At 70.9% G+C, this 22,827-nt stretch carries 20 protein-coding genes and 1 tRNA gene; 14 read left to right on the forward strand and 7 right to left on the reverse strand.

Annotation, left to right across the window (positions count from 1 at the left end):
- Positions 1 to 27: 27 nt before the first annotated feature.
- Positions 28 to 810 (reverse strand): hypothetical protein, encoded by a 783-nt coding sequence (locus KZ829_RS03775; protein WP_220142459.1) that lies wholly within the window; start codon positions 808 to 810, stop codon positions 28 to 30.
- Between the two features lie 350 nt (positions 811 to 1,160).
- On the opposite strand from KZ829_RS03775, the gene KZ829_RS03780 reads away from it, so the two are divergent.
- From KZ829_RS03780 to KZ829_RS03805, 6 genes are read left to right on the forward strand one after another with little or no spacing between them, the layout of a single operon-like run.
- Positions 1,161 to 1,646, forward strand: a complete 486-nt coding sequence (locus KZ829_RS03780) for a CarD family transcriptional regulator (RefSeq protein ID WP_183222390.1) — start codon at positions 1,161 to 1,163, stop codon at positions 1,644 to 1,646.
- Between the two features lie 42 nt (positions 1,647 to 1,688).
- Entirely contained in the window at positions 1,689 to 2,384 is a 696-nt protein-coding gene (gene ispD / locus KZ829_RS03785) for a 2-C-methyl-D-erythritol 4-phosphate cytidylyltransferase (protein WP_220142863.1), read from the forward strand.
- Complete coding sequence (gene ispF / locus KZ829_RS03790; RefSeq protein WP_220142460.1) at positions 2,381 to 2,869, forward strand: 2-C-methyl-D-erythritol 2,4-cyclodiphosphate synthase; 489 nt, start codon at positions 2,381 to 2,383, stop codon at positions 2,867 to 2,869. The genes ispD and ispF overlap by 4 nt, the downstream gene beginning before the upstream one ends.
- A gap of 30 nt (positions 2,870 to 2,899) precedes the next feature.
- The gene (locus KZ829_RS03795) at positions 2,900 to 4,000 is read left to right on the forward strand and encodes a tetratricopeptide repeat protein (RefSeq protein ID WP_308285322.1); all 1,101 of its coding nucleotides are present in this window, start codon (positions 2,900 to 2,902) and stop codon (positions 3,998 to 4,000) included.
- Between the two features lie 39 nt (positions 4,001 to 4,039).
- Positions 4,040 to 4,882 (forward strand): hypothetical protein, encoded by an 843-nt coding sequence (locus tag KZ829_RS03800; protein WP_220142461.1) that lies wholly within the window; start codon positions 4,040 to 4,042, stop codon positions 4,880 to 4,882.
- A gap of 29 nt (positions 4,883 to 4,911) precedes the next feature.
- Positions 4,912 to 6,063 carry an outer membrane protein assembly factor BamB family protein gene (locus KZ829_RS03805; RefSeq protein ID WP_220142462.1) on the forward strand — a complete coding sequence of 384 codons (1,152 nt, stop codon included), beginning with the start codon at positions 4,912 to 4,914 and terminating at the stop codon, positions 6,061 to 6,063.
- 13 nt (positions 6,064 to 6,076) lie between these two features.
- On the opposite strand, the gene hisC is transcribed toward KZ829_RS03805, so the two are convergent.
- The gene (hisC, locus tag KZ829_RS03810) at positions 6,077 to 7,165 is read right to left on the reverse strand and encodes a histidinol-phosphate transaminase (protein WP_220142463.1); all 1,089 of its coding nucleotides are present in this window, start codon (positions 7,163 to 7,165) and stop codon (positions 6,077 to 6,079) included.
- Positions 7,162 to 8,106 (reverse strand): RDD family protein, encoded by a 945-nt coding sequence (locus KZ829_RS03815; protein WP_220142464.1) that lies wholly within the window; start codon positions 8,104 to 8,106, stop codon positions 7,162 to 7,164. Before KZ829_RS03815 ends, hisC begins: the two co-directional genes overlap by 4 nt.
- A gap of 222 nt (positions 8,107 to 8,328) precedes the next feature.
- Between KZ829_RS03815 and KZ829_RS03820 the strand changes: the two genes are divergently transcribed.
- The 3 genes from KZ829_RS03820 (at position 8,329) to KZ829_RS03830 (ending at position 11,894) form a co-directional block, all read left to right on the forward strand.
- The gene (locus KZ829_RS03820; RefSeq protein ID WP_220142465.1) at positions 8,329 to 8,823 is read left to right on the forward strand and encodes an Lrp/AsnC family transcriptional regulator; all 495 of its coding nucleotides are present in this window, start codon (positions 8,329 to 8,331) and stop codon (positions 8,821 to 8,823) included.
- Between the two features lie 57 nt (positions 8,824 to 8,880).
- On the forward strand, positions 8,881 to 10,173 hold the full coding sequence (locus KZ829_RS03825) for a PQQ-binding-like beta-propeller repeat protein (RefSeq protein ID WP_220142466.1): 1,293 nt from the start codon (positions 8,881 to 8,883) through the stop codon (positions 10,171 to 10,173).
- A 62-nt stretch (positions 10,174 to 10,235) separates the two neighbouring features.
- Complete coding sequence (locus KZ829_RS03830; RefSeq protein ID WP_220142467.1) at positions 10,236 to 11,894, forward strand: fumarate hydratase; 1,659 nt, start codon at positions 10,236 to 10,238, stop codon at positions 11,892 to 11,894.
- 15 nt (positions 11,895 to 11,909) lie between these two features.
- Here KZ829_RS03830 and KZ829_RS03835 read toward each other — a convergent pair whose 3' ends face one another.
- Positions 11,910 to 12,434, reverse strand: coding sequence for a hypothetical protein (locus tag KZ829_RS03835; protein WP_220142468.1), 525 nt, complete (start codon positions 12,432 to 12,434; stop codon positions 11,910 to 11,912).
- 150 nt (positions 12,435 to 12,584) lie between these two features.
- On the opposite strand from KZ829_RS03835, the gene KZ829_RS03840 reads away from it, so the two are divergent.
- The 3 genes from KZ829_RS03840 to rlmB are packed head-to-tail and all read left to right on the forward strand — an operon-like array spanning position 12,585 to position 16,548.
- Positions 12,585 to 13,982: a class II fumarate hydratase gene (locus KZ829_RS03840; protein ID WP_220142469.1), complete on the forward strand. Its 1,398-nt coding sequence runs from the start codon at positions 12,585 to 12,587 to the stop codon at positions 13,980 to 13,982.
- A 23-nt stretch (positions 13,983 to 14,005) separates the two neighbouring features.
- Complete coding sequence (gene cysS, locus KZ829_RS03845; protein WP_220142470.1) at positions 14,006 to 15,421, forward strand: cysteine--tRNA ligase; 1,416 nt, start codon at positions 14,006 to 14,008, stop codon at positions 15,419 to 15,421.
- Positions 15,421 to 16,548: a 23S rRNA (guanosine(2251)-2'-O)-methyltransferase RlmB gene (rlmB, locus tag KZ829_RS03850; RefSeq protein WP_220142471.1), complete on the forward strand. Its 1,128-nt coding sequence runs from the start codon at positions 15,421 to 15,423 to the stop codon at positions 16,546 to 16,548. The genes cysS and rlmB overlap by 1 nt, the downstream gene beginning before the upstream one ends.
- A 6-nt stretch (positions 16,549 to 16,554) precedes the next feature.
- Here rlmB and KZ829_RS03855 read toward each other — a convergent pair whose 3' ends face one another.
- The gene (locus KZ829_RS03855) at positions 16,555 to 17,670 is read right to left on the reverse strand and encodes an outer membrane protein assembly factor BamB family protein (RefSeq protein WP_220142472.1); all 1,116 of its coding nucleotides are present in this window, start codon (positions 17,668 to 17,670) and stop codon (positions 16,555 to 16,557) included.
- A 175-nt stretch (positions 17,671 to 17,845) separates the two neighbouring features.
- On the opposite strand from KZ829_RS03855, the gene KZ829_RS03860 reads away from it, so the two are divergent.
- Positions 17,846 to 19,870 (forward strand): YncE family protein, encoded by a 2,025-nt coding sequence (locus KZ829_RS03860; RefSeq protein ID WP_220142473.1) that lies wholly within the window; start codon positions 17,846 to 17,848, stop codon positions 19,868 to 19,870.
- A 49-nt stretch (positions 19,871 to 19,919) separates the two neighbouring features.
- Here the strand turns inward: KZ829_RS03860 and KZ829_RS03865 are convergent.
- Positions 19,920 to 19,993, reverse strand: a tRNA-Thr gene (locus tag KZ829_RS03865).
- A gap of 138 nt (positions 19,994 to 20,131) precedes the next feature.
- On the opposite strand from KZ829_RS03865, the gene KZ829_RS03870 reads away from it, so the two are divergent.
- Entirely contained in the window at positions 20,132 to 21,220 is a 1,089-nt protein-coding gene (locus KZ829_RS03870) for an ABC transporter ATP-binding protein (protein ID WP_220142474.1), read from the forward strand.
- A 52-nt stretch (positions 21,221 to 21,272) separates the two neighbouring features.
- On the opposite strand, the gene KZ829_RS03875 is transcribed toward KZ829_RS03870, so the two are convergent.
- A complete protein-coding gene (locus KZ829_RS03875) occupies positions 21,273 to 22,793 on the reverse strand; it encodes an outer membrane protein assembly factor BamB family protein (protein WP_220142475.1) in 1,521 nt (506 codons plus the stop codon).
- Positions 22,794 to 22,827 lie beyond the last annotated feature (34 nt).

Raw genomic sequence — 22,827 nt, forward strand, 5'->3', positions numbered from 1 at the left:
CTCGTACCCCATTATGGGTTTTAGTCGTTAGAGGCGGGACAGGTCGGGCCGGAACGTCTCGACCGAGGCGGTCCGTGGATGAACCCGGACGATCTTGCCGAGCCGGTCGACGAGGACCACCGCGGCCGTCCCGTCCGGCGCCCCGATTCCGAGCTGTCGCCGCAGCGTGTCGGTGGGGTCCTGCAACGCGGTGACCATCTTGCCGTCGGCCCGCGGGGTCCGCGTGGTCGGCAGCAGGTTCTGCCCGGCCGCGGGTGCGCTGGCGGACGCCCGCACCTTACTCACCGTGAGGATCGCGATGTCACTCCGAACCGCGGCGATCGTGTCCCGGACAAGTGCCGCGCAGTCGCAGCCCTCAGTGAGCATCAACACGGCCGGCAGTCGCTCCAGAATCGAAACGCTCTGCCCGTCGCTGTCGATGAGGTCCAGCGCCGGGAGCTGGTCGGATCGGCTCTCGGTGGCGCCGGAGGTCCGCTGGGTGGCCGGCTGCCGGGGCGGCCCGGGCCATGCCGAGGCGAACAGACTGGCGACCGTGACGAGGATGGCGAGGGTGATGATCAGGGCCGGGGTGTGGGTCAACAGACCGCTGAGGCGGCGCAGCCGGCGGACCGTGGGCCGGTCGGCGAGGCGCTGCCACCGGTTGAGCGGCGCGGCCGTGTGCAGCTCGGCGCGGACCGCCGCGACCTCGTCGGCGAGCTCGGAGAGGTCGTCCGGGATGACGATGACGCCCCACTCCTCGGGGAACTCCGGGAGATCGTCGGAGGGCCCGCCGCCGGGCGGCCTGTCGCCGTTGTCGCTCGCGCCAGCCATGACTCAACCTCCCCCCTGGCCGACCAGATCTTGCTTCGGTCGGGGAACTTCCGTCCAGCCTCCCGCACGTGGGGCCGCATCGCCAGTGGTGCGGCGATGCGGACCTTAGCGATAAGCTTGATCTCACAAAGCCATCAGGTCCGGAATTCCCGACTTGGTTTACGCGACCTCGTTGGCGGGGGTCGTAACAGTCTGGTCACTTTGCGTTACTTAGGCAGCTTCTCGCTTCGCTGTCAAGCGGTAGAAAGCCCCATCACAGGGCCTCTGAGCTGCACTAACAGTGACCGACAGGGCAAGACACGGCCGTCTGGGCGTGTTACCCTAGACACAGCGAAAGGGGTTTCGAACCTATGGTTTTCAGTGTCGGCGAGACCGTTGTTTACCCCCACCACGGGGCCGCACTCATCGAGGCAATCGAGACTAGGGTCATCAAGGGCGTTGAAAGGCAGTATCTCGTTCTGCGTGTCGCCCAGGGCGATCTGACTGTTCGGGTGCCCGCTGAGAATGCCGAAGAAGTCGGCGTGCGCGAAGTGGTTGGCGAGGAAGGCCTTGGAAAGGTCTTCGATGTCCTCCGTGCTCCGCACACCGAGGAGCCGACCAACTGGTCGCGGCGTTACAAGGCGAACCTCGAGAAGCTTGCTTCCGGTAACCCGCTGAAGGTTGCCGAGGTTGTTCGTGACCTCTGGCGCCGTGAGCGTGAGCGTGGCCTTTCCGCGGGTGAGAAGCGCATGCTCGCCAAGGCTCGCGACATTCTGGTCGGCGAGGTGGCCCTCGCTGAGAAGAGCAGCAAGGATGAGGCTGAGGTCCTGCTCGACAAGGTCCTCACCGAGGCCTGATCCGTCCAACGCATCCCTCACACCTTGACCGACGACCGCGACGTGACCGCGCAGCTCAATGCTCGCGGTGACGTCGCGGTCGTCGTTCCGGCCGCGGGCGCCGGTGTGCGCCTCGGCCCGGGTGCCCCCAAGGCCCTGCGCCTGCTCGAGGGGGAGCCACTCCTGGTCCACGCGATCCGCCGGACGGCCTCCGCGCCGTCGGTCCGCATGATCGTCGTGGCCGCTCCGCCGGCCGAGGTCGAGGCCGTGCACGATCTGCTCGCTCCGGTGGCCCCGGTCACCGTGGTGGCGGGTGGCGCCGAGCGGCAGGACTCCGTCGCCGCCGCGCTCGCGGTCGTTCCCGATGACGTCGGCATCGTCCTGGTGCACGACGCGGCCCGCTGCCTCGCGCCCGCCGAGTTGTTCGAACGGGTCGCCGCCGCGGTGCGGGACGGGGCCGACGCCGTGATCCCCGCGCTTCCGGTGGTGGACACGATCAAAGAGGTCGCCGCCGACGGCACGGTCCTCGGGACGGTCGACCGGTCGGCGCTGCGGGCCGTGCAGACCCCCCAGGGCTTCCGCGCCGGCACGCTCCGTGCCGCCCATGCCGCGGCCGCCGACTCGCACACCGACGACGCCGGTGCGGTGGAGAAGCTCGGACGGCCGGTGCTGTGCGTTCCCGGCTCGGACTTCGCTCTGAAGATCACCCGGCCCATCGACCTGGCCCTCGCCACCCACCTGCTTAAGCTCTCCGAGTGATCATTCCGCGGGTCGGCATCGGTACCGACGTCCACGCCTTCGACCCCGAGCGGCCCTGCTGGGTGGCCGGGCTGCACTGGCCCGGCGAGACCGGGCTGGCCGGGCACTCCGACGCCGACGTGGCGGCCCACGCCGCCTGTGACGCGCTGCTGTCCGCGGCCGGGCTCGGTGACCTGGGCAGCAACTTCGGCACGAGCCGGCCGGAGTGGGCGGGCGCGGCCGGGATCACCCTGCTCGGCGAGACGGCCCGGCGGGTCCGGGCGGCCGGCTTCGAGATCGGGAACGTGTCGATCCAGGTGGTCGGGAACCATCCCAAGATCGGGAAGCGCCGGGCCGAGGCGGAGAAGGTGCTCTCCGAGGCGGCCGGAGCACCGGTCACGGTGGCCGGCACCACCACCGACGGGCTCGGGCTCACCGGGCGCGGCGAGGGCCTGGCCGGGATCGCCGTCGCGGTGGTCTACCCCGGGTCACCCCGACTCGACTGATTCCCAGGCGGACGGCCTACGCTCGGCAGCGTGCCCGCCCCCATGGAGCCCGACACCACCCCTGAGGAGCACCGCGAGCGTGCCCTCCTGCTGGCCGATCTCGGCCGCTACGACGAGGCCGCCGACGAGATCGCGGCCGGTCTGACCGCCGCGCCGCGGGAGGCCGGCCTCCTCGCCACCCTGGCCCGCATTCACCTCGCCGCCGATCAGCCCGCCGAGGCGCTCGCCGCCGCCGAGCGTGCCGCCGTCGCTGAGCCCGGGAACCTGGCCGTCCTCGTGGTCCGGTCGATGGCGCTCACCGACAGCCGGCGGTTCGCGGACGCCGCCGGAGTCGCCGCCGAGATCCTGACCGGGTGGCCGGACGACGCGTACGCGCAGCGCACCGGGGCCGCCCTGCTCAGCGAGTCACGCAACGGCCAGGAGGCGCTGAACGCCGCGTGGAACGGCGTCCGGATCGCACCCACCGACGCCGAGGCGCACCTGGTGCTGGCCGTGGTCGCCGCCCGGTTGCGGTTGTTCGACCTGGCGCAGCGGGCGTACGGGGAGGCGCTGGAACTGGACCCGGTGATCGGTGACGCGGGCCGGGACACCGGGATCGTCCGGTTCGAGCGCCGCCGCTGGGCCCGTGCCATCGAGGACCTGGCGGAGGAGGCGTCGCTGGGCGTGCCACCCGGCGCGGACATCCCGGCTCCGGGGGCGTTCGCGAGCCCGTCCCCGCCGGTCGTGGTGCCCGCCCACCCGGTTCTCGACGTGTCCGGGGAGACCACGGACGCGGTGGGCGAGACGGCCCGGTACGGCTCCGGCGGCACCATCGTGGCAGCCGTGCTGGCGGCCGCCATGACCCTGATCAACGTCGGGATCTCCCGGGTCTGGGCGGGGTTCATCGGCGTACTGATCTTCGGTGCCGTGGTGTTCTGGTTCCGTGGCCGGTTGCCGGAGCCGGCCGGGGTGGTGATGCGCCGCCTGCGCTCCGGGGACCGGCGTCTCGCGGCGGCCGTCTACCTCACCTTCGCGGCGCCGCTGTTCCTGCTGGGGTACGCGGTGGTCGGCGGGCCGGCGCCACTGGTCGCCGGAATGGTGGCGGGCGCCGTCGCCGAGCTCCTGGTGCTGGCGGGCCGCCGTAGGCGCTGAGGCTGTCCGTTTAGGGCGGCGTCTACTAGGTTCGAATTCGTGTCGACTATGGTGCCTCCGCTCTATGCCGGGCTGGTCGATGACGCGTGCCTGCTGCCGCCCAGCCCGGTCGGCCTGGACGACGCGGTGCTCAAGCACCAGGAGCACACCACTTCGTGGTACAGCGACCTGATCGGCTCGCTGCTGATGCCGGCCTCGCTCCTCGGGACCGAGCAGGTGCCCCGGCTCACCGCCGCGCTGATCGGCGACGTGCCGGCCGCGGCCCTGCCCAACACCGTGGAGAAGCTTCGCTCCGCCGGTGTCGTGGTGAAGCATCTCGAGGCGGCGGTGGCCCGCCGGGGCGAGGACCCGCAACCCGGCCTGGCCACCCTCCGCACCTTCGCGGCCGCCGGCACCGGGCTCCCGCTGTACGCCGAGATCCCGCTGAGCTGGGGCCTGCTGGCGGCGCTGGACTCGGTGGCCGAGGCCCGGGCCGGCGGTGTGCCGATCGCCCCCAAGTTCCGGGTCGGCGGGCTGGCTGCGGAGCTGTTCCCGACCCCGGTCGAGCTGGCCGCGGTGATCTGCGCCTGCCGGGACCGGGAGCTGCCGTTCAAGCTGGCCGCCGGGATGCGCCACGCCACCCGGCACACCGATCCGGAGACCGGGTTCACCCACCACGGCTTCCTGAACGTGCTGGTCGCGACGGTGATCGCGGCCGGTGGCGGTGAGGTGGCCGAGGTGGCCGAGGCGCTGGCCGCGACCCACCCGGTGCCGCTGGTCGAGCCGGCCCGCACGTACCGGGACGGGCCGCGGCCGCTGTTCGTCGGATTCGGTGCGGCGAACGTGGTCGAACCGCTCACCGAACTGGTCCGGCTCGGCCTGATCAACGGTGGGTTCGAGTGACCTCGCCCTGACCTGTAATACTTTCGCCCGTGACCCGGGTGCTGCTGCGAATCCTGGCGGCCGTGCTTCTGCTGGTCGCGAGTGCGGCGATCGGGTGGCGGGTGCTGGCCCCGGCTGAGCAGGCCGCGAGCGCCATCACGCCGTACCCTCCCGAGCCGACGCCCACCTTCGGTGTCACCGGGCGGCTCAATCAGGCGCCGCTGATCGTGGACCGCAGGCTGCGCGTCTACGCGGCGAAACACCAGGTCCGGGCCGACGGGCCGGTCACCGCGCGGACCATGTACACCGCCCGCTGGTCGTTCCGGCGCTGGCCGGCACAGGTGAGCGCGGTGGTCGCGAGCGGCGCCACGGTGGTCACCCGGTGGTCCGACGGGCGGTTGATCGCGCTCGACGCCCGTACCGGAAAGGTGTCCTGGCGGGCGGACGGCCCGGACGCGCCCGGCTATGCCGGACACCGCACCGGGGCCGCGACGGTCTGGACCCCGCCGGGTCTGCGTCTGGCCGGCGGCGCCGTCGTGGTCACGCAAGGGCAGGATCTTTCGGGGTACGCGCTGAGCACCGGCGAGCGACTGTGGAGCATCACGGTCCCGGCCGGATGCGCCGACGGGTTCACCACGGAGGGCGGCGCGTACGTGTGCGCGACCGGCGTCTACGACGCGGTGACCGGCCGTCCCGTGAGCGGCTGGCCGGCCGGGCCCTACGAGCCGGTCGGCTGCGTCTCGTTCGTCTGCCCGGCGTTCCGGGACGGCTCCGGGCACGGCTGGATCGCCGACGGCGCCGTCCCGCGCCGGGTGGCCGCCCTGGACGCGCCCGGATCGACGTTCGCGGCCGGGGTGGTGGTCGCCACCACGGACGCCGGGATCAGCGTGGCGTCCGTGGACGGTACGCGGCTCTGGGAGCGCCCCGGGATGGCGCGGGTGCTCGGCGGCACCCCGGCGACGGTGTTGCTGCTCACGCCGGCGAACACGCTCGAAGGGCTGGACGCGCGGACCGGGGTGCTGCGCTACACCTACCCGATGGCCTACGGGACCGACGACACCCACTGGAAGCCGGGGTTGTACCAGGTCTTCGACGGCTACCTGGCGATGGAGCGGCTGAGCCCCGAGGCCCCGGAGGACCCGGAGTCGCCGATCTACTACCTCACCCTCGACACCGTGCTGGTCACCGTCCTCCCGTACTGATCGCCGTTCTCGATCAGGCCGTTTCGGTGAGCGTGGCCTCGGCGACCACGAGGAACTTGTCGTTCTCCTCCGGGGTGCCGATGGTCACCCGGATGCCCTCGGGGTGGAAACCGCGAACGATCACGCCGCGGTTCTCGCAGGCGGCGGTGAAGGCGGCGGTCCGGTCGCCGAGCGGCAGCCAGACGAAGTTGGCCTGACTGTCCGGCACGTCGAGGGAGAGCTTGCGCAGCGCCTCGGTCACCCGCGACCGCTCGGCGACCACCTCGGCGCACCGGCGGCGGACCTCCGCCTCCTGGTCGAGAGCGGCGAGAGCGGCCGCCTGCGCGACCAGGCTGGTGGAGAACGGGGTGACCACCTTGCGGATGGTGGCGGCGATCTCCGGCTGGGCGACCAGGTAGCCCATCCGCAGACCGGCCAGGCCCCACGCCTTGCTCATGGTGCGCAGGACCACGACGTTGGGGCGGTCCCCGTACGTCTCCAGGCCGTCCGGGACGTCCGGGTCGGTGACGAACTCCCGGTACGCCTCGTCGAGCACCACGAGCACGTCCGACGGCAACTCGCCGAGGAACCGGTCCAGCTCCGCCCTGCGCAGGCTGGTGCCGGTCGGGTTGTTCGGGTTGCAGACGAAGACGAGCCGGGTCCGGTCGGTGATCGCCTCGGCGATCGCGGTCAGGTCGTGCCCGTGCGCCGCGGTGTTCGGCACCCGGACGCTGGTGGCGCCGCCGCCGGCCGCGATGATCGGGTACGCCTCGAAGGACCGCCACGAGTAGACGATCTCGTCGCCCGGCAGACAGGTCGCCTTCACCAGGATCTCGGCCAGCGCCACCGACCCGCAGCCGGTGACCACCCGCTCCGGGGCGACGCCGAACCGCTCGCCGATCCGGTCGCGCAACTGGACCACGCCCATGTCCGGGTACCGGTGGACGGTCCGGGCGGCGTCGGTGATCGCCTCCACGACCCCGGGCAGCGGACCGTACGGCACCTCGTTGCTGGCCAGCTTGATCGCCTCGGCGATGCCCAGCTCCCGGGCGAGGTCGGCGACGTTGCGGCCGGGCACGTAGTCGGGCAGCGCGTCCAGGTCGGCACGGGTGAGCCGGGTCATTGCGGTCCTCCGGGGTTGTCGTCGCGGGTGGCGGCGTCGATGGTCGGTTGTGCCCCGGCCGGCACGGCGACCACGACGGTGGCCGCGGCCTTGTCGTGCCACGCCTGCCGCAGCCGGGTGTCGAAGACGGGCGAGAGCGCGGCCACGAACTGGATGACCAGGCCGATGCCGCACCACCAGAAGAGGGTCCACATACCGAGCCGGGCCCAGCGGGTGAAGGCCCGGCCGAACCCGATCGGGCCGGTCTTCTCCACCGGGACGACCTTGATCCCCAGAAGCCGCTTGCCCAGGGTCTGCCCGGTGCTGGCGATCGACGGCGCCTCGTAGAGCAGCCACAGCAACGTGGCGATCATGACGATGGCCACCGACAGCGTCTGCATCCGCTCCGGGGGCTGCTGGACCACCGGGGCCGCGACGCCGGCCTCGATCTGGTCCATGTAGTCGTTGAGGATCGGCCGGAAGTCCTGCCAGTACATGTACACGAAGTAGCCGTTGACCAGGATGTTGAGCAGCAGCACCGCGGCGATGTCGACGAGCCGGGCGGTGAGGCGCCGGCCGAGCCCGGCCAGCACCATGCCGTGCGGCCGCACCTCGGGCAACGGGTAGAGGTAGGGGTGCATCGGCTGCGCGCCGGCCGTCTGCTGCCAGCCCGGCGGCGGCTGCATGCCGGGCGGGGGCTGCCATCCCGGTGGCGGCGGCGGTTGCGGGCCCCAGCCGGGCGGCGGACCCGGCTGCGGGCCGGGGGCCGGGGCGGGGGTCACGACGGTGGGCTCGGCCGGCGTGACCGGGGCGGGCGGCTCCGGCTCCTCCGTGGGCGGCGGGCCGTCCGGTGGCACCGCGTCCGCCGGGATGGCCTTGCCCACCCAGCCCTCACCGTCCCAGTAGCGCTGGGTGCTGGTGTCGGCGGGATCCTTGTACCAACCCGCGGGAACGGAACTCATGCGCAACCTTTACCACGACAGCTTGACGATTCCCTGCGGGCTGACCGGTCGGCCCGGCGCGCGGGGTCTGCTCACAGTGTCACAGGTCATCATCGGCCGGTTATCAGTGCTGTCCCGGCCGCAGCCGGTTTCTCCGCTAAACGGTGTCCCAGTCCGCGGGGCTGGGCAACAGGTGTGTTCATGGCTGATCAACATGCGCAATCGGTGCGGTAGCTTCACGCCATGGGTGAGCAGACTGTCCAGCTGGATCCGCTAGACGCGCGGCTCATCTCGCTGCTCGCGGCCGAGCCGCGGATCGGTGTGCTGGAACTCTCCCGGCGGCTCGCGGTGGCCCGTGGCACGGTCCAGGCGCGACTGGACAAGCTGATCGCGCGGGGCGCGATCAAGGGCTTCGGGCCCGAGGTGGCACCGGCCGCGATCGGCTTCGGGGTCACCAGCTTCGTGACATTGGAGATCATTCAGAGGTACGGGCACGACGCCGTCGCCGAGCACCTGGCCGAGATCCCCGAGGTCCTGGAGGCGCACACGATCACCGGCGGCGGGGACATCCTGTGCCGGATCGTGGCCCGCTCCAACGCCGACCTGCAACGGGTGATCGACCAGATCGTCGGCTACGCGGGCATCGGCCGGGCCCACACGATCATCGCGCTCGCCGAGCTGATCCCGTACCGGACCGTGCCGCTGGTGCGGTCGGCGACAAATACGCGGATAGCCTGACGACACGGACTTTCCGTGCTGTCCGCTTCCTGGATCGAAGGTCATTACCCTGCCCGCATGGCCTCCGGAGGCGGTTCCTGGAAGGGATACACGCTGGTCGCCGCCACGGTCGTCGTCACCGTGCTGGCCGCGACCGGCGTGTGGAACCCGTTCCCGCAGCTCTGGTCGTGGATCAGCACGACCGGGCCGATCGCGCCCGGGGCCCGCTGGCAGCAGCAACTGGGCGGGTCGCCGCAGAGCATCTCGATCGCCGGGGACTCGGTGATCGTCGAGTACCGGACATCGGTGGAGGCGTACGGCCTGACCGCCGCCGTCAAGCTCTGGTCCTCGGACGCCGACTGGGCCTCGATCGCCGGCAAGGGCGCCAACGCCGTCGTGGTGACCGGCCGCCTGCTGACCAAGGGCTACCAGGTCCTCGACCCGTCCACCGGCACGGTACGGCGCTCCGACACCAGCGCCACGGCGGTCTGGACCTACCAGGACGCGATCGTCGACCTGAGCTGTTCCGGCGGCGACGACTGCCGGCTCACCGCCTGGGACCCGCGCTCCGGTGAACAGCTCTGGACGGTCGGCACCGGAGGCATCGGGTTCGTCCTGGACGCCGCCAACCCCGACCTGCCGGACACCCGGCGGCTCTCCTCCAACCGGGTGGACGACGACGTGGCCGGGCCGCCCGTCCTGCCCGGGCTCCTCGGGCTGCCGCACGACGGGCAGATCCGGGTGATCGACACGGCGAGCGGCCGGCTCGTGCAGACCGTGCGGCCCGACCGGCAGCAGCGGGTCGCGGTGGTCGGCGGCCGGGTCCTGACGATCACCGGCACCGCCAAGGACGGCACCTGCTACTACGACGTGGTAGCCCGGAACCCGCCGGGCGGCCAGGTGGTGTGGCGGCGGGACGGGCTGAACCTGCGTACCGCCGACAACGGGTCGGCCTGCGACCAGGAGCGCGACCCGGCCGGCGGCTACAACGTGGTGCTCGGCGTCGACCCGTACGGGCGGGAAGTGCTGATCAACGGCTACGACGGGCGCACCCTGTGGTACGGCGACAAGGAGTCGACCGTGCTCACCCTCAACGACACCTACGCCGTCATCCGCAAGGGCGATCAGGTACGCGGGTACTCGTTCGCCAAGGACAAGGCGGTCTGGCGGCTGGACGGGCGGGGTGAGGTGGGTGCGGCGCTCACCCCGTACGCCGTGATCGTCGTCTCGAAGGACAGGGTGACCGCGCTGACCCCGTCGAACGGGGCGGTTCGTGCCGATGTGCGTACCGATGCGAAGGTCTTCGCGGTCGGCCCGGACGGGATGATCGCGGCGTCCGGACGGGACATGGCCTACCTGCCGTTCTCCTGATGTGGCGAAGCTCCGGGGAGTGGTTCGCGCGGCACGGCCTCGCTGGCCTAGGCTTGCCGCTCATGAGCAGAGGCGCCGATTTCAGCTACTCGCCGCTCCTCCCGACCGGTGCGGACATGACCGAGTACCGCCTGGTCACCGACGAGGGCGTGGATGTCGTCGAGGGTCCGGGCGGCCGACGGTTCCTGACCGTCGATCCGGCGGCGCTCACCCAGCTCACCGCGGAGGCGATGCACGACATCGCGCACTACCTGCGGCCCGCCCACCTGGCCCAGCTGCGCTCGATCATCGACGACCCGAAGGCGTCGCCGAACGACCGGTTCGTCGCGATGGACCTGCTGCGCAACGCGAACATCGCGGCCGGCGGGGTGCTGCCGATGTGCCAGGACACCGGCACCGCGATCGTGATGGGCAAGCGCGGCCGGCACGTGCTCACCGACGGCACCGACGAGGCGGCCATCGCCCTCGGTGTCTACCAGGCGTACACCCGGCTCAACCTGCGGTACTCGCAGCTCGCCCCGATCACCATGTGGGACGAGAAGAACACCGGGACCAACCTGCCGGCCCAGATCGAGCTGTACGCCGAGGACCCGGGTGGTCAGCCGGACGCGTACAAGTTCCTGTTCATGGCCAAGGGCGGCGGCTCGGCCAACAAGTCGTACCTGTACCAGGAGACGAAGGCGCTGCTGAACCCGCAGCGGATGATGCAGTTCCTGGACGAGAAGCTGCGCCTCATCGGGACGTCCGCGTGCCCGCCGTACCACCTGGCCGTGGTCGTCGGCGGCACCAGCGCCGAGCACGCGCTGAAGACCGCGAAGCTGGCCTCCGCGAAGTACCTGGACAACCTGCCCACCTCGGGCACCATGCTGGCGCACGGCTTCCGTGACCTGGAGCTGGAGGCCGCGGTCCTGGAGCTGACCCGGGACTTCGGCATCGGCGCGCAGTTCGGCGGACGGTACTTCTGCCACGACGTCCGGGTGATCCGCCTGCCCCGGCACGGCGCGTCCTGCCCGGTCGCGATCGCGGTCTCCTGCTCGGCGGACCGCCAGGCGGTCGCCAAGATCACCCCGTCCGGCGTGTGGCTGGAGCGCCTGGAGACCGACCCGGCCCGCTACCTGCCCGACGTCGACCTGGACGAGTCGCCCGTCGTCAACATCGACCTGAACAGGCCGATGGCCGAGATCCGCGCGGAACTGAGCAAGTACCCGGTGAAGACCCGGCTGTCGCTGACCGGCCCGCTGGTGGTGGCCCGGGACATCGCGCACGCCAAGATCGCCGAGCGGCTCGACGCCGGCCAGCCGATGCCGGACTACATGCGCGACCACGCGGTCTACTACGCCGGACCGGCCAAGACCCCCGAGGGGTACGCTTCCGGCTCCTTCGGGCCGACCACGGCCGGCCGGATGGACTCCTACGTCGAGAAGTTCCAGGCGGCCGGCGGGTCGATGGTGATGCTCGCCAAGGGCAACCGGTCCAAGCAGGTCACCGACGCCTGCCAGACCCACGGCGGGTTCTACCTCGGCTCGATCGGCGGCCCGGCGGCCCGCCTCGCCCAGGACTGCATCCGTCACGTCGAGGTGCTGGAGTTCCCGGAGCTCGGCATGGAGGCGGTCTGGAAGATCGAGGTCGAGGACTTCCCGGCCTTCATCGTGGTCGACGACAAGGGCAACGACTTCTTCGAAGCGGTGACGAAGCCGGTCCTGGGCATCGGCCGGCGCTGACGGGCCTACCGGTGGTCAGCTGATCGCGCAGTAGCCGGCCACCGGGCTCAGCCACTCGGCGATCTGGTTCTTGAGGTTCTTGTCCAGATCCTTCGTGGTCTTGATCTTCTCGATGTAGTCCCGGTTCTTCGCGCTGGTCTCGATCTTCCCGACCGAGACGATGGCGGACGCCTTGAGATCCGGGTTCTTCGCGGTGGCGACCTGCTTGCGGATCTCGGTGGCCACCGCCTGCAACTCGGCGGCGGCGGTCTTCTCGGCCGCGGCGGCGCCGGCCTTGTCCTTGGCCTCCTTGTAGGCGATCATCTTGCCGATCGCCTTGCCGAAGTCGCCGAACCCCGAGGTGAAGGCCTTGTCGAGGCGGCGGCACACGACGTCGTTGTCAGCCGAGTAATCCGGCGCCGACGGCGAGGCGGCCGGGGTGGCCTCGGTCCGTGCCGAGGTGACGGGCTGCGGGGCGCTGCTCGGCTTCGGATCGCTGCCGCAGGCGGCGCTGCCGAGCAGCATGCCACCGGTGAGCACGGCCAGGATGGCGCGTCGCATCAGAGGTTCCTCTTCGTCGGGGTCATCCAAACCCGCCCGAGGTTACGTAACGAAGACAACGACCGCCAACTCTGTGTGATCACCGAATGACGAACGGCCCGCGGTGGCCGATCGGCTGCGGCTCGCCGAGGGTCGAGAGAGGATGGTCCGGTGACGATCGACGAGAGTGGTTTCCGGACCGAGCGCGACACGATGGGCGAGGTGCGAGTCCCGGTCGCGGCCCTGTGGCGTGCGCAGACCCAGCGGGCGGTGGAGAATTTCCCGATCTCCGGCCGGGGGCTGGAGGCGTCGCACATCCGGGCGCTGGCCCGGATCAAGGGCGCCGCGGCGCGGGCCAACGCGAGCCTCGGCGTGCTGGAGAAGGACCTGGCCGAGTCGATCGCGACCGCCGCGGCGCACGTGGCCGACGGCGGCTACGACGACCAGTTCCCGGTCGACGTCTTCCAGACCGGTTCGGGCACCTCGTCCAACATGAACGCGAACGAGGTGATCGCCACCCTGGCGAGCCGTGACCTGGGCCGTCCGGTGCACCCGAACGACCACGTCAACGCCTCCCAGTCGTCCAACGACGTCTTCCCCTCGTCGATCCACCTGGCCGCGACCGAGGCGATCAGCCAGGACCTGATCCCCGCGCTCGCGCATCTCGCGACCGCGCTGACCGCGAAATCCGCGGATTTCGCGCAGATCGTCAAGAGCGGCCGAACGCATCTCATGGACGCCACCCCGGTCACCCTGGGACAGGAGTTCTCCGGGTACGCGCGACAGGTCACCAACGGCGTCGAGCGTCTCCAGGCCACCCTGCCCAGGCTCGGTGAGCTGCCGCTCGGCGGCACCGCGGTGGGCACCGGGGTGAACACGCCGCCCGGGTTCGCGCAGGCGGTGATCCGGCTGCTCGCCGACGAGACCGGCCTGCCGTTGACCGAGGCCCGTGACCACTTCGAGGCGCAGGGCGCCCGGGACGCGCTGGTCGAGGCGTCCGGCCAGCTGCGCGTGGTGGCGGCCGGCCTTTACAAGATCGCCAACGACATCCGCTGGATGGGCTCCGGGCCCCGGGCCGGGCTGCGCGAGCTGCGCCTGCCCGACCTCCAGCCCGGCTCGTCGATCATGCCGGGCAAGGTGAACCCGGTGGTCCCCGAGGCGGTCCGCCAGGTCGCCGCCCAGGTGATCGGCAACGACGCGACGGTCGCCTTCGCCGGCACCCAGGGCGACTTCGAGCTCAACGTGATGCTGCCGGTGATGGCCCGCAACCTGCTGGAGTCGATCCGGCTGCTGGCCGCCGTGTCCCGCCTCTTCGCCGACCGCTGCGTGGTGGGCCTGGAGGCGAACGAGGAGATCGCCCGGGGGTACGCGGAGGGTTCGCCGTCGATCGTCACGCCGCTCAACCGGTACCTCGGCTACGACGAGGCGGCCGCGATCGCCAAGGAGGCGCTCGCCACCGGACGGACCATCCGCGAGGTGGTGATCGGGCGCGGCCACGTCGGGGCGGGCAAGCTCACCGAGGCGCAGCTCGACGAAGCGCTCGACGTGCTCCGGATGACGCGTCCCTGACGTCCGGCCGGTACCCTTGTACGGTGACTCTGCGCTTGTATGACACCGCGACCCGATCGGTCCGGGACTTCGTCCCGTTGACGCCCGGTCAGGCGGGGATCTACCTGTGTGGTGTCACCGTGCAGTCCTCGCCCCACATCGGTCATCTGCGTTCCGCCGTCAACTACGACGTGCTGCGGCGATGGATGCTGCACGAGGGGCTGGAGGTCACCTTCGTCCGCAACGTCACCGACGTGGACGACAAGATCCTCCAGAAGTCGCTGGAGCACAAGCGGCCGTGGTGGGCCATCGCCTACGAGAACCGGCTGCTGCTGGAGCGCGACTACCGCGCCCTCAACGTGCTGCCGCCGACGTACGAGCCGTTGGCCACCGGCCACATCACCGAGATGCACGATCTGATCGGGACACTGATCGAGCGTGGACACGCCTACCCGGGCGGCGGCGACTGCGCCGACGTCTACTTCGACGTGCTCTCCTACCGTGAGTACGGCGCACTCTCCGGTCAGCGGCCGGACGACATGCGCGACGCCGGCGACGCCCCGGTGCGCGACAAGCGTGACCACCGTGACTTCGCCCTGTGGAAGGGCGTGAAGGCGGACGAACCGCAGGACGCGTACTGGCCGTCGCCCTGGGGTCGCGGCCGGCCCGGCTGGCACATCGAGTGCTCGGCCATGGCCCAGCGCTACCTCGGTGACGAGTTCGACATCCACGGCGGCGGTCTCGACCTCACCTTCCCGCACCACGAGAACGAGGTGGCCCAGTCCAAGGCGGCCGGTCTCGGCTTCGCCCGCTACTGGGTGCACCACGCGCTGCTCAACCTCGGCGACTCCAAGATGAGCAAGTCGCTGGGCAACGTGATCGATCTGAACTCGGTGGCCGAGGCCGGCATCCGCCCGGTCGAGCTGCGCTACTACCTGGGCAGCCCGCACTACCGCTCGCGGATCGACTACTCCGACGAGGCGCTGCGGGATGCCGCGGTCGCCTACCGGCGGATCGAGGGCTTCGTGCAGCGCGCGGCCGAGGTGGTCGGCAACGGCCGGCCCAAGGCGGTGCCGCCGGCCTTCGCCGACGCGATGAACGACGACCTGAACACCTCGGCGGCGCTCGCGGTCGTGCACGACACCATCCGGGAGGGCAACACCGCCCTTGCCGCCGGTGACGAGCCGGCCATCCGCGGCGCGCTGACCGCGGTCCGGGCCATGCTCGGGGTGCTCGGCCTCGACCCGTTCGACGGCGCCTGGAGTGGCGGCGAGGGCGGCAACGATCTCAAGCCGGTGGTCGACTCCCTGGTCGCCCTGGCGTTGGAACAGCGGGCCCAGGCCCGCGCACGTAAGGACTGGGCGGCCGCCGACTCGGTGCGGGACCAGCTCAAGAACGCGGGTATTCAGGTGGAGGACACTCCGACCGGGCCGCGCTGGACGGTAGGAGAACAACACTGATGGCCGGCAATTCGTTCAATGCGAGCAAGCGCTCCACCTCCAAGAAGGGGGCGAGCATGGGGTCCGGCGGCAAGAACCGCGCCGGGCTCAAGGGCCGGGGCAAGACCCTGCCGGCCGACGAGCGCCCCTGGCACAAGGGCTACTCGGGCACCGAGAAGCTGCCCGAGAAGACCGCTCGTAAGCAGGACAAGGAGCGCCGGGCAGCGGCCGCCGAGGGCCGTGCGCCCAAGGTCGGCGTCCCCGGCAGCAAGGACACCACCTGGGGTCGCGGCGGTGGCCGGGCGACCGGGCTCACCCGGACCCAGTCGTCTCGTGGCGGCGTGCGTGGCGGCGGTCCGCGGGGGCCGCGGATCGCTCCGGGGCGCCGGTCCAACCCGACCAAGGAAGGTCCCGAGCTGCTGCTCGGCCGCAACCCGGTGGTCGAGGCGCTGCGGGCCGCGGTGCCCGCCACCGCGCTTTACGTGGCGCAGGGCATCGACATCGACGAGCGGGTCACCGAGATCGTCCGGACCTCCGGCGACCGGGGCATCCCGATCCTGGAGATCAGCCGCAACGAGCTGGACCGGATGACCGGTGGCGTGCTGCACCAGGGCGTCGGGCTCCAGGTGCCGCCGTTCGCGTACGAGGACTTCGACGACCTGGTCAACGCGGCGCTGGAGCAGACCGCCCCGCTGCTGGTGGCCCTGGACGGCATCACCGACCCGCGCAACCTGGGCGCCGTGATCCGGTCCGTGGCCGCCTTCGGGGGGCACGGCGTCTTCATGACCGAGCGGCGGGCCGCCGGCATCACCGCGACAGCCTGGCGCACCAGCGCCGGGGCGGCCGCACGGGTGCCGGTGTCGCAGGTGGTCAACCTGACCCGGGCGATCAAGTCGGCGCAGAAGGCCGGTTTCACCGCCATCGGGCTGGACGCGGACGGCGAGACCGACCTCTACCAGTTGGAGGCCGCGGTCGGGCCGCTGCTCGTGGTGGTCGGCTCCGAGGGCCGTGGTCTGTCCCGCCTCGTCGGCGAGACCTGTGACCTGCGGGTGAGCATCCCGATGGCCTCCGACGTGGAGTCCCTCAACGCCAGCGTGGCGGCGGCCGTGACCCTCGCCGAGGTGAGCCGCCGCCGATCCCAGGGCTGAGCCCGGCTAGAAGTAGGCACGCAGGCGGTCGCCGTCCGTGAGGAAAAGGCGGCCGTCTGCGACGACCGGCGGGTGGCTCTCGTCGCTCGGCATGCCGCCCTTGCGCGGCTTACCGGTCTCCGCCTCGACGATCGACAGCTTCGCGCCGATGCCGGCCGGGCTGTAGAGCAGCGCGCCGGCCCGGACCGGCTGCCCGGCCCCGTCCTCCAGAGGCACCGACCAGAGCTTCCGGCCGTTGCCGGCGTCCACGCAATAGATGCTGTGGTTCCACGGGAAGTAGAGATGCCGCTCATCGGCGGTCACCCCGGACGGATGCCAGGTCGACTCCCAGATCTTCCGGCCGTCGGCGGCGTCGACCGCGGTCAGGCCGACGTTGTGGCTCGAGACGTAGAACCGGGTGCCGGCCGGGTCGCTGCCCACGGCGTACCAGTTCTCCTTGGTCTCCCAGATGGTCGCGCCCGTGGTGATCAGGACGGCGCGAGAGCCCTGGCCCTCCTGCCGCAGCAGCAGCCGTCCGCCGGCTGAGAGCAGCCCGTCGGCCCGGGTTCCGCCCAGTCTCCACAGGCGGGCGCCGGTGGCCAGCCGGTGGGCGATGGTGGAGGCGCCGAAATCCGGCCGGACGTCCACCACGACCACACCCTGGTCGATGATCATGTCCTGGCTGGGAGCGCCGAGGGGAAGCTCCCAGAGCCGGGAACCGGACGAGGCGCGATAGGCGGTCAGGAAGTTGCGCTGGCCGGTGCAGGCGTAGCTGAGAACGGCCAGGATCCCGTCCGACATGGCTATCCGCATGACGCCCCGGCCGTGCAGGTCGGCATGCCAGCGGCGTTTCCCGGTGGCCGGGTCGTAGGCGCCGACGCCGCCCGGATCGCTGGTGTAGAGGTGATCGCCCCCGACGATCGGTTCCCGGCCGATCTCGCATTCCGGGGCGGCGTGCGTGGGGATGTCCCATCGCTTGCTGATGTCGGCGACCGATGCCGGGGTGAGCCGGCGCTCATGCGGGTTGTAGTAGGTGGCGCCTGGGCCGTATCCGGTCTGGGACCACTCCGAAGCCGGTGCGGGCGTGGGCGGGCCGGGCAGACTGAGTGTTGCGGCGAGCGCGGCGGTCAGAAAAAGGTTCACGCAAGATCAACGACTCGGACGGGATCGATGATGCGGTGGGCTTCCGGCCGGACGACGACATGCCGCCGCGTCGCGACGATCCGGTTCCGACTCGTCCTTTCGGATGATCAACTCTTCCACGATCTCGCGTAGGCTGCCCCGGCGCGTACTCCGCCCTGGTCGATGTGAGGTATCCATGCGTCTCTCCCGGACCGCCCTCGCGGCGGCGGTTCTCGCCGGCTCCTCGGCGGTGGCCTTCGTCGTGTCACAGGGCTCCGCGTCCGCGGCGGAGATCGAGGCGGTTCCGGCCGCCGAAGCCCGGCTACTTCCCGTGACGAGCGTCGACGATGTGCTCGTCGACCCGGTGCACCGGCACATCCTGATCAGTGACCACGAGTCCGGCCGTCTCGTGGTGACCAACTACGGGGGTACGGTCCTCGCGCGCCGTGAGGGCCTGCCCGGCATTCGCGGGCTCGTACTCTCCGGCGACGCGTCCACGATCTACGCGGCTCGTACCGATGCGCACGCGGTGGTCGCCTTCGACGCCGTCACCGTCACGCAGAAAGCCAGCTACCCGCTCGGCGACTCGGTGTATCCGTACGACGTGGCGGTGGCCGGCGGCAAGGTGTGGTTCGGCTACATGGGGCAGTGGGGCGAGGGCGGTTTCGACGGCAACTTCGGCTCCCTCGACCTCTCCGGCACCGAACCGGTGGTGCGCCTTCACGACAAGAGTTCCGACGGCAGCGCGTTCTACCTGGCCCCGCTGGTCGTCTCCGCGCCGACCGCGCCGAACACGCTCGTCGTCGCCGATTCCTCGATCAACGGCGAGACCTCCGGGAAGGCCGTCTCCTACGACGTCTCCGGCGGCGCCGAGTCGCGCATCAGCGCCGGCGCGGTCGTCGGCAGCCGTGACCGTACCCACCAGGCGGTCCTCAGCCCGGACGGGAAGGCGCTGATCAGCGCTGCCTGGGGAGCCTGGCGTAGCCCGCTGGACGACCTCGCCGCCCGCGACATGCTGACCGCCGACACCGCCCCGGTGACCACGCTCGATGTCGCCACCGACGGGCGCATCGCGGTAGGCCTCCCGAACAGCACCTCCACCGAGCCGAACGTCGCCGTCTACCCGGCCGGATCCAGGACGCCGGCGGCCGGCTTCCAGGTCGCCAAGGTCGAGCAGTACGCGATGCCGCTGCCGCACCGGGTCTTCTGGGAGCCCGAAGGACGGCTGTTCTACATCTCGCGGGGTGACCAGTACCACTTCTGGCAGCTCAGCGGCCCGGAGTTCCCGGCGCCCACGATCACCGTGGACGCCCCGGCGACCGGCGTCCGTGGCCAGGCCCTCACCGTGACCGGAACGATCAGTGGCGCGGCCGGCCTGCCGGACGGTACCGAACTGAACGTCATCCGTACCGACGTGGAATCGCCCAACGGCAAGGCCCTCACGACGGCGAGGGTCGAGGCGGGACGCTTCGGGTTCAACGACGTGCCGCCGGCGGGTGGCCCGGTCAAGTACACGGTCTCGTTCGCCGGGAGCACGGTCGCCGACGCCGCCACCGGCGGTGACACCGTCGAGATTCCGAGGGCGACGCCCGCGCTCTCGCTGACCGGCGACAAGGCGGTGTACACCGACGGGCAGACGGTGACGGTCACCGCGACGCTGGGCACCACCCACACCAACCGGACCGTCGAGTTCTACACGCGGCGGGCGGGAGACAGGGTGAACCCCTACCCGGTCCAGACGGTGAAGGTGAACAGCGCGGGCAAGGCGTCACTCAAGCTGGAGCTGAGCCGGAACACCACGGTGACGGTCAAGTTCGCCGGTGACGGGCGGTACACGCCGCGTTCGGTGGCCTCGGTGCTCTACGCCAAGGTCAAGATCGGGACCGGGGTCTACAACGACTACCGGACGGGGAAGATCGGTTCCCGGACGTACGAGTACTTCCGTACCAGCGCGGACCCGAAGTTCATCCACACCGTGGCGCCGTACCCGAACCGGACGCTCCGGACCGTCGTGCAGTACTACTCCGGCGGTAAGTGGAAGACGTGGCGCACCGTGACCACGAAGGTCAGCGCGAAGGGCTACGCCACCCTCACCGTCGCGGGCACCTACAAGGCCGGCGTGAAGTGGCGTGCCCGCGCCGAGTACCTCTACGGCACCTCGGGCGACAACGTCAACTACACCACCGCCGGTACCTGGCGGTACTACACCTTCACCAAGTGATCCGCTGCTGCGGCCCGCGGTCGTGTTCGCGCAGGTCGGGCAGGGAAAGAGCCCCCGGTCGGGATCGAACCGACGACCTCCCGTTTACAAGACGGGTGCTCTGGCCAGCTGAGCTACAGGGGCGAACGGCCTCAGCATAACGTCCTGTGATGTGAACGCCATCTTGGCAGGTCGCAAGAAAACAAATACGGTGGCGCTCGCAGTTCCTTCTACTCGGATCGTCCGGCACGTTCCTGCCGGTGGAAAGGAAGTCGATTCACCATGGCTACCGTCACCTATGACAAGGCCTCCCGGATCTACCCGGGTACCGAGCGCCCCGCCGTCAACGAGCTGAACCTCGAGATCGGCGACGGAGAGTTCCTCGTTCTGGTCGGCCCCTCCGGTTGTGGCAAGTCCACCAGCCTGCGCATGCTCGCCGGCCTGGAGGACGTGGACCGCGGCCGCATCCTCATCAACGACAAGGACGTCACGCACCTCCCGCCGAAGTCCCGTGACATCGCGATGGTGTTCCAGAACTACGCGCTCTACCCGCACATGACGGTGTACGAGAACATGGCGTTCGCCCTGAAGCTGCGCAAGACCCCGAAGGCGGAGATCGACCGCGCCGTCAAGGAGGCCGCCGCGCTGCTCCAGCTCGAGGAGTACCTGTCGCGTAAGCCGAAGGCGCTCTCCGGTGGTCAGCGTCAGCGTGTCGCCATGGGCCGCGCCATCGTGCGCCAGCCGCAGGTGTTCCTCATGGACGAGCCGCTGTCGAACCTCGACGCCAAGCTCCGCGTCCAGACCCGTTCGCAGATCGCCACGCTCCAGGCCAAGCTCGGCGTCACCACCGTCTACGTCACCCACGACCAGGTCGAGGCCATGACCATGGGTCACCGGGTCGCGGTCATGCTGGACGGCGTGCTCCAGCAGGTGGACACCCCGCGGGCGCTCTACGACGCCCCCGGCAACGTCTTCGTCGCCGGCTTCATGGGCTCCCCGGCCATGAACATCAAGACCGTTCCGCTGACCGAGACCGGCGCCACCTTCGGCTCGCTGTCCATCCCGCTGACCCGCGAGCAGGTCGCCGCGGCCCAGCAGGGTGGCGAGGGCAAGGTCACCATCGGCTTCCGCCCCGAGGCCGCCGACGTGGTCGGCGAGTCGGCCGGCGCGCTGCCGATCGTGGTCGACCTGGTCGAGGACCTCGGCTCGGACGCCAACGTCTACGGTCACGCCGACCTGGCCCACGGCTCGGAGCGGTTCGTCGTCCGGACCGAGCGCCGCAACATGCCGCACATGGGTGAGACGGTCTTCATCCAGCCGCACACCAACGCGCTGCATGTCTTCAACGCCGGCTCGGGCATCCGCATCTGACGCACGGATCCACGGAGAAGGGCGGTTCCCCTCGGGGAGCCGCCCTTTCCCGTCAGTCGGTGAACCGGTAGACGACGTAGTCCTCCTCGGCGGCGCAGGCGATCACCGAGGTGTTCCACGAGCAGCTCGCCGACCGTACGTCCGCGAGCTGCCCCAACGGCACGGCGCTCTCGCCGAGCGGGATGCCCCAGGCCGCCCGGTCGCTCACCGAGGTGGTCAGGCCGTCGGAGAAGCGCAGCATGTTGCCGGCGTCCAGGCGTACCGTGACGCCCTGCTCGGTCTGGCCCTTCCGGCCGGACGCGTCGATCAGCGTGGTGGTCTCGTCGCCGACCGCCAGCACCGCGTCGCCGACCGGGACCAGGGCCTCCACCTCCGGCACGTCCACCGGCTCCGGCCAGCCGTCCTTGCCGAGCGCGAAGACCCGGTCCTTCGTCCGGTCGTAGCTCTCCGTCTGTACGAAGCAGAGCCGCTCACCGCACGGGGCCAGCTTGCTGAGTGAGGAGTTCGGCGGGGCGGTGTGCACGATGACCGGGTTCTCGGCGAGCCGGCCCAGGTCGTACGAGAGGATCCGTTGCGGGGCGGCGGAACCCCGTACGTACAGCCGGCCGTTGTGCGCCACGATCTCGTCGCTGGTCGACGCCACGCTGGGCAGTGGGTCGCCGACGACCTTCCCGGTGTTCAGGTCGCGGACCGTGGCCGTCTGGTCGGCGTCGATCTGGACGAACCGTTCGTCGTCGGTGAAGTCGGGGGAGAAGGGCCGCCCGGCGGTGCCCGCCGGACCGGCGAGGTCCTCGATCGTCGTGGCCGGGTGGATCGCCGACGAGTCCGGGTCGGCCTGTGTCCACTTCTCGGCACCGTCGGACAGCCCGATCCCGACGAGCCGTTTCGTCTCCCGGTCCGTCCACAGCGCGGTCTTCGAGCCGGGGTGGACCTCGTCGTACGAGCCGATCCGCTTGTCCCAGAGACGCTTGCCGTCCTCGGCGTCGAGCGCCACCACCCGGCTCGTGCTGGTCGCCGAGTCCGGACCCGAGTAGAGCAGCACCACGCCGGGCAGCGCGAGCATCGACTTCCACGTGGTGGCCTGACCGGCGCCGTCGCTCTCCCACAGCTTCGACCCGTCCGTCGTGTCGGCGGCCACCACCCGCAGCGTGCCGTCGTCGTCGGCGCTCGCGAGGTAGGCCCGGTCCCCGAGCACCTCGGTGTCGGCGAACGCCGAGGTGACCGGCACGTTCGGGGTCACCCGCCGGGGCTCCGCCAGTGGGACGAAGTCGATCGGGGACACGCCCGGCCAGAGGATCACCGCGGCGGCGGTGACGACAGTGGCCACCACGACCGTCGCGCCACCGGCCCACAGCCAGGCGCGCCGCCGCTTCCACGCCGGTTCCTCCTCCGCGGTCGCCTCGACCGCGCCCGGGATGGTCCAGGTGCCGCCGGGGTACGGGTGCGGCGTGTAACCGCCCGGCTGTCCACCGGCGGCGATCGCGGCGGCCTCGGCGGTCGCCCACGGGTCGACCGGATCGGAGTACTCGATCTCCGGAGCCGTCGGTCGATCCTTGTCCCCCGGACCCGCCATGTCCCCGCCCTTCTCGGTCACCCCCGTCGGCCCG

Origin of the sequence: Actinoplanes hulinensis (genome assembly GCF_019429605.1) — a bacterium.
Lineage (GTDB): Bacteria > Actinomycetota > Actinomycetes > Mycobacteriales > Micromonosporaceae > Actinoplanes > Actinoplanes campanulatus.